The organism is Streptomyces montanisoli (assembly GCF_017813245.1).
Lineage (GTDB): Bacteria > Actinomycetota > Actinomycetes > Streptomycetales > Streptomycetaceae > Streptomyces > Streptomyces montanisoli.
The window spans coordinates 1-5482 of the sequence record NZ_JAGIQL010000270.1; the positions used below are offsets into that span (position 1 = coordinate 1).

At 72.9% G+C, this 5482-nt stretch carries 6 protein-coding genes and 1 tRNA gene; 3 read left to right on the forward strand and 4 right to left on the reverse strand.

Going from position 1 to position 5482, the window contains the following annotated elements; all coding sequences use genetic code 11:
• Nucleotides 1-58: 58 nt before the first annotated feature.
• The gene (locus JFN87_RS31840) at nucleotides 59-730 is read right to left on the reverse strand and encodes a hypothetical protein (protein WP_209345795.1); all 672 of its coding nucleotides are present in this window, start codon (nucleotides 728-730) and stop codon (nucleotides 59-61) included.
• Nucleotides 731-777: 47 nt separating this feature from the next.
• Between JFN87_RS31840 and JFN87_RS31845 the strand changes: the two genes are divergently transcribed.
• A complete protein-coding gene (locus JFN87_RS31845; RefSeq protein WP_030907692.1) occupies nucleotides 778-966 on the forward strand; it encodes a DUF5703 family protein in 189 nt (62 codons plus the stop codon).
• Between the two features lie 93 nt (nucleotides 967-1059).
• Here JFN87_RS31845 and JFN87_RS31850 read toward each other — a convergent pair whose 3' ends face one another.
• From JFN87_RS31850 to JFN87_RS31860, 3 genes are all read right to left on the reverse strand, one after another.
• Nucleotides 1060-1905, reverse strand: a complete 846-nt coding sequence (locus tag JFN87_RS31850) for a chaplin (protein ID WP_209345797.1) — start codon at nucleotides 1903-1905, stop codon at nucleotides 1060-1062.
• Nucleotides 1906-2051: 146 nt separating this feature from the next.
• A complete protein-coding gene (locus JFN87_RS31855; RefSeq protein WP_030907697.1) occupies nucleotides 2052-2285 on the reverse strand; it encodes a chaplin in 234 nt (77 codons plus the stop codon).
• 152 nt (nucleotides 2286-2437) lie between these two features.
• Nucleotides 2438-3763, reverse strand: coding sequence for a M20/M25/M40 family metallo-hydrolase (locus JFN87_RS31860; protein ID WP_209345798.1), 1326 nt, complete (start codon nucleotides 3761-3763; stop codon nucleotides 2438-2440).
• Nucleotides 3764-3893: 130 nt separating this feature from the next.
• On the opposite strand from JFN87_RS31860, the gene JFN87_RS31865 reads away from it, so the two are divergent.
• Nucleotides 3894-3981: transfer RNA gene (locus JFN87_RS31865), tRNA-Leu, on the forward strand.
• Nucleotides 3982-4084: 103 nt separating this feature from the next.
• Nucleotides 4085-5296 carry a DUF1266 domain-containing protein gene (locus JFN87_RS34215; protein WP_209345799.1) on the forward strand — a complete coding sequence of 404 codons (1212 nt, stop codon included), beginning with the start codon at nucleotides 4085-4087 and terminating at the stop codon, nucleotides 5294-5296.
• Nucleotides 5297-5482 lie beyond the last annotated feature (186 nt).

Sequence of the window (5482 nt, forward strand, 5' to 3'; positions counted from 1 at the left end):
CTGGGGCGGCCCCGGCCTGCGTCGGTGCACCGCGCCGCCAGGGGGCGCGGGGTGGGGGTCAGGCTTCCTGGTCCTCCAGGTCGGGGTCGTCGGCCTCCTCGTCGTCGTCCTCGTCGAAGACCGCGCTCACGTCGAAGCGGCAGACCACCTGCTGGGGGTCGGCCGACTCGAAGGGGGACGACAGCCACTCGCCCGGTTCCGGGGGGTCGTCCAGCGCGGAGACCCAGAGGGTCGAGTCGCCCTCCTCCAGGCCGAACTCCTTGTGGCGCGAGGCGATCTCGTCCGGCTCGTACTCGCCGAACAGGACGCCGAGGGCAGCGTGCACGCTGCCCGAGACCGCGGCCGCCGCGCCCGCCGTCGTCGCCACGTCGTCGTCCGCGTCCGCGATGCGCTGCGCCTGGGACAGGAGCCGCTCGGGCTCGGCCACCGCGTAGTCGCGCCTGATCAGCACCGTGACGGCGTGCGGCTCCTCCGGGCCCGCGTAGGGCGGCAGGGAGTCGTCGGGCTCCGGGATCTCGAAGGGGGTGACCTCGTCGTACCGGTGGTAGAGCCGTTCGTCGTAGTCCTCGGCGGCGGCCGCCAGCGCGTTGAACGCGTCGGAGACTGCCTGATCATCGTCGTCCCCACCCGTGCGGTTCTCCACGGCCGCCAGGTGACGGTCGAGGGCCGCCTTGACCGCGTCGGCGGCGGCGCGTACGTCGGCAGCGGAGGGCTGCGCAGCATCAGACATAGGGCAGACGCTATCCGTATTGAGGCTCTGGCCGCACAATAGATGCGATGCCGGAATACGAATTTGTCGACGTGTACGTGCCCCGCGGGGTGTCACGCAAGGATGCCACGCGCCTGCTGACCGACCATGCCGAGTACGGGCACTGGGAGCTGGACCGCCTGAGCCTGCACCGCGACGGCAGCCGCCGCGTGCGGCTGCGCCGACGCATCATCCGACAGGTGCGCGCCACGTGGTGACGGCCGTCCCGCCCGTCACAGCGGAACGGGCCCCACCCGTGTGAGGGGTGCGGGCCCGTCCCGGTCTCCGTGTGTGCTCACGCGACGACGCTGTTACGCGGCGGCGCGGGAGCGTCGGTAGAGGACGGTGCCCGCGATGAGCATGCCCGCGGCCGCGGGGATCGCGATGCCCAGTCCCTCGGAACCGGTGTGCGCGAGCTGGGCGTGCGCGACCGGGGCGGCCGCGGCGACCGCCTGCGGCTCCGGCGCGTTCGGCACGCTGCGGACCGGCTTGTGCGGCGTGGCCGGCTTCGGGGGCGTGGCGTGGTGGTGCGGCGCGGGGGCCGGGGACTCCACGTTCTCGCACGACTCGCCGAACACGGGGTTGCCGATGCCGAGGACGTCGATGCCGAGACCGCAGGCGTTCACGGGGATGTCGATCGGGATGCCGATGTTGTTCCCCGAACCCACGCCCGGGGAGTTCGACGTCCCGCCGCCGGCGTGGGCGCCGCCGCCCGCGTGCGACCCACCGCCGTGGTGCGAACCGCCGCCGTGGTGCGACCCATCGCCGTTGTCCGAACCGCCGTCGTGGTGGCCGCCGCCTCCCTCGCCCGAGCGCGGGGGCGTCGAGCCGTCGTGGTGCCCGCCACCGTGGTGCGAACCGCCACCGTGCGAGCCGCCACCGTGGTGCGAGCCGCCGTGCGACCCGCCGCCCTGCGACGCGTTCACGCAGCTGTTGCCCATGGCCGGGTTCAGCAGCCCGACGACGTTCACGGTGTTGCCGCACACGTTGACCGGCACGTGGACCGGTACCTGCACGTTGTTGCCCGAGAGCACGCCGGGCGAGCCGGCGGCCGTGCCGCCCGCGTTCGCGTCCGCGTGCGCCACCCCGCCGCCGAGGACGATGGCGCCGCCCGCGGCCGCGAAGGTCATCAAGCCCTTGCGCGTGACCTGTCTCATGATTCGATCCCTGCCTTCTGCTGCCTGCTGCCTTTCGGAAATGCCCTCGGCACGCGCCGGGGGACGGATGCCCAGCGGCCCCGGAGTGCATGGCGCGCACTCCGGGGCCACCCGGGTTCAGGCCCTGTGCGGGCCGACGCACAACGTCACGCGTTGACGCAGGTGTTGCCGAAGGCGGGGTTCAGCAGCCCGATCACAGAGACCGTGTTGCCGCACGCGTTCACCGGGATGTGGATCGGAACCTGCACGACGTTGCCCGAGAGCACGCCCGGCGACTGAACCGCGGCACCCTGGGCGCCCGCGTCGGCGGAGGCGACACCGGCGCCCGCGAGCACCAGACCACCGGTGACAGCCGCAGCAGCGACGACCTTCTTGATCATTCTTCCTCCTTGTTGGCAAAACGCGGTCCCAGCTGCGGACCGCACACCTGTAACGAGGAGGGAGTAATGAGGCTACGAGCTTATGGTCGCATTCACTCTTCCCCGTGAGGAGCCCGGACGCACGAGCGAATCGGGCTCCCCGCGGGGGCAGTTCAGCAGTGGTCGATGAAGCGGTCGAGCACGCGCGCGCCGAACTTGAGGCCGTCGACCGGCACCCGCTCGTCCACGCCGTGGAACATCCCGGCGAAGTCGAGCTCGGGCGGCAGCTGGAGCGGCGCGAAGCCGAAGCCGCGGATGCCGAGGTCGTCGAAGGACTTGGCGTCGGTGCCGCCCGACAGCATGTAGGGGACGGCGCGCGCGATCGGGTCCTCGGCGCTCAGCGCGGTCTGCATCGCCTCCACGAGGGCCCCGTCGAACGTGGTCTCGACCGCCTTGTCGGCGTGCACGTCCTCGCGCCTGACCCGCGGGCCGAGCAGCCGGTCGAGGTCCGCGAGGAACTCGTCCTCGTACCCGGGCAGGAAGCGCCCGTCCACGTGCGCTGTCGCCTCCCCCGGGATCACGTTCACCTTGTAGCCGGCGCCGAGCATGGTGGGCGCCGCCGAGTTGCGCAGGGTGGTCCCGACCATCTTGGCGATGCCGCCGAGCTTGACGAGCGTGGCCTCCATGTCCTCCGGGTCGAGCGGGGTGCCCAGCGCGTCGGAGAGCTCGTCGAGGAACGCCCGTACGGTCTTGGTGGCGCGCACCGGCCAGGTGTGGCGCCCGAGCCGCGCGACGGCCTCGCTCAGCTCGGTGATCGCGTTGTCCGTGTTCGTCATGGAGCCGTGGCCCGCCGTGCCCTCCACGGTCAGGCGCATCCAGTGCATGCCCTTCTCCGCGGTCTGCACGAGGTAGAGCCGCAGGTCCTCGCGCACGGTGAAGGAGAAGCCGCCGACCTCGCTGATGGCCTCCGTGACACCCTCGAACAGCCCGGGGTGCTTGTCGACGAGGTGGCGCGCGCCGTAGGTGCCGCCGGCCTCCTCGTCCGCGAGGAACGCCAGCACGATGTCGCGCGGGGGCTTGCGGCCGCTGCGCATCCTGTCGCGCACGACGGCGAGGGTCATGGCGTCCATGTCCTTCATGTCGACGGCGCCACGGCCCCACAGGCACCCGTCGGCGATCTCGCCGGCGAAGGGGTGGTGGGTCCAGTCGTCCGCGTTCGCTGGGACGACGTCGGTGTGGCCGTGGATCAGCAGGGCGGGCCGCGACGGGTCCTCCCCCTCGATCCTGGCCACCGTGGAGGCCCTGCCCGGGTGCGACTCGAAGATCCTGGGTTCGAGACCGACCTCGGAGAGCTTCTCCGCCACGTATTCGGCGGCCGCGCGCTCCCCCGGGCCCGAGTGGTCGCCGTAGTTGCTGGTGTCGATCCTGATCAGGTCACGGCACAGGTCCACGACCTCGTCCTCGCCCGCCACGGCCCGGCCCGCGTTCGACTCGCCCACGCTGCTCACTCCCACGATCGGTGCTGGTGATGCTCCCATGGTGCTACGCCCACCGGTGTGATCGGTGGCCGCCGAAAGTTTGCTATGGTTTTCCACGTCGGAACGGCCGCGGGCCGCCGGCAGACACCTTGTCCGGGTGGCGGAATGGCAGACGCGCTAGCTTGAGGTGCTAGTGCCCTTTATCGGGCGTGGGGGTTCAAGTCCCCCCTCGGACACCAATCGGAACCCCGTCGACCGCTGGTCGACGGGGTTTTCGTCTGTCTTCGGCCACGCCGACGCCCGCGACGGTGGTGGGAGCCCGGGGGTGGGTAGGGTCGGCCGGTGGACAGTACACGCAGGACGGCGACGCGTGCGTACGCGAGGTCGTGGCAGCCCGCCACGCGCATCGAGCGTGAGCTGAGGGCCGCACTGCGCGCCCGCAGCCGGGACGCGTACCTGCGGGTGATCGCCGGGTGCGACCTGTTCCTCTACGTACCGAGGGAGCAGGCGGACGGCGGTGACTCCGTGCGCTGGTCCACCTGCCGCGACCTCTCGGGCACCTGGTGCGTGGCCGTGCGGACGGCGGGCGAGCGGCTGCCGAGGCGCGCGCACAAGGTCGCGCAGCGCACGTCCCTGCGGGCGATGGCGGAGCTGTGGCCCGACGCGCACTTCGCGCTGTGCGTGAACCCGGGCACGCCGACGGAGGCGACGTTCCCCGCCCACGGCAGGCACCGCAGGCGGTGGCTCAAGGCCGCGAAGGACGCGGCCGGCCCATCGCGCACCGCACCGCGCGGTGCGGTGCGCGGCGCCAGGCAGGTGTCCCTGCTGACCCGCTACGACGGACCCAGGACGGGGCTGCTCGCCCAGGCCCTGGCCTGCGGCGCGCCGCTCGCGGTGCAGGGCGGTCTGGTCTGGAACGACATCGGGGACGTGTACGACGACTACGCGCTGGACGGGCAGTTGCTGCGCGAGTCGTGGGACACGACCACGTACCGGGAGTGGCGGGCCAGGATGGACGTGCTGCTCGACACGCACACGGGGCAGCACGAGCCGGAGTTCGCGCTGGAGGTACGCGCACGGCTGGCGGACGGGGCCGGCGGGCACGCCGTCCCCGCGGACGCCTGGCGCGCGGCGTGCGCCCGTGCGCTCGCGGAGCTGGGCGCGCCCGACCGCCTGGGCGCGGCCGTCCAGACCCTGGTGGGCCGCATCGTCCGCTACGAGGCGCGGTTTCGCGCGGACGGGCTGCTGCCGCCCGACGGTTACGTGCACAGCGTGGCGGCCCACGACTACGGGCGGGCCGTCAACCTCGCCCGGTGGGGCCTGAGTGCGCGGCTGTGCGGCGGCCCCGAGGCACGTGACGCGATCCTGCGGGCGGGCGCGCTGGCCGGCACGCGCCACACGTCGTGGGCCGACTACTCGGCCGGGTACGCCCTGGGGCGCGTACTGCGGTTCGGCCACGAGGAGTTCGGCGAGTGGTACGAGACGGTGCTCGCGCCGCACCGTCTCCTGATGACGGACCCGGAGAGCCCGTGGCTCACACTCCCGTGGGAGTGAGAGCCCCTGTCGCTCGCGCGAGGCCGGGAGCGTGACGCGGACGCGGTGCCGGCCGGCGGCCCGTGGCCCGGCGCCCTGTCCGGCGGCGGGACGGCCACGGCCCGTCACGCTCGCGCCATGCGGACCGGCGCCCGGCCGCTGCTCGCGGCTGACGCCAAGCCGGAGACGGTCCACGAGCGGCCGCCG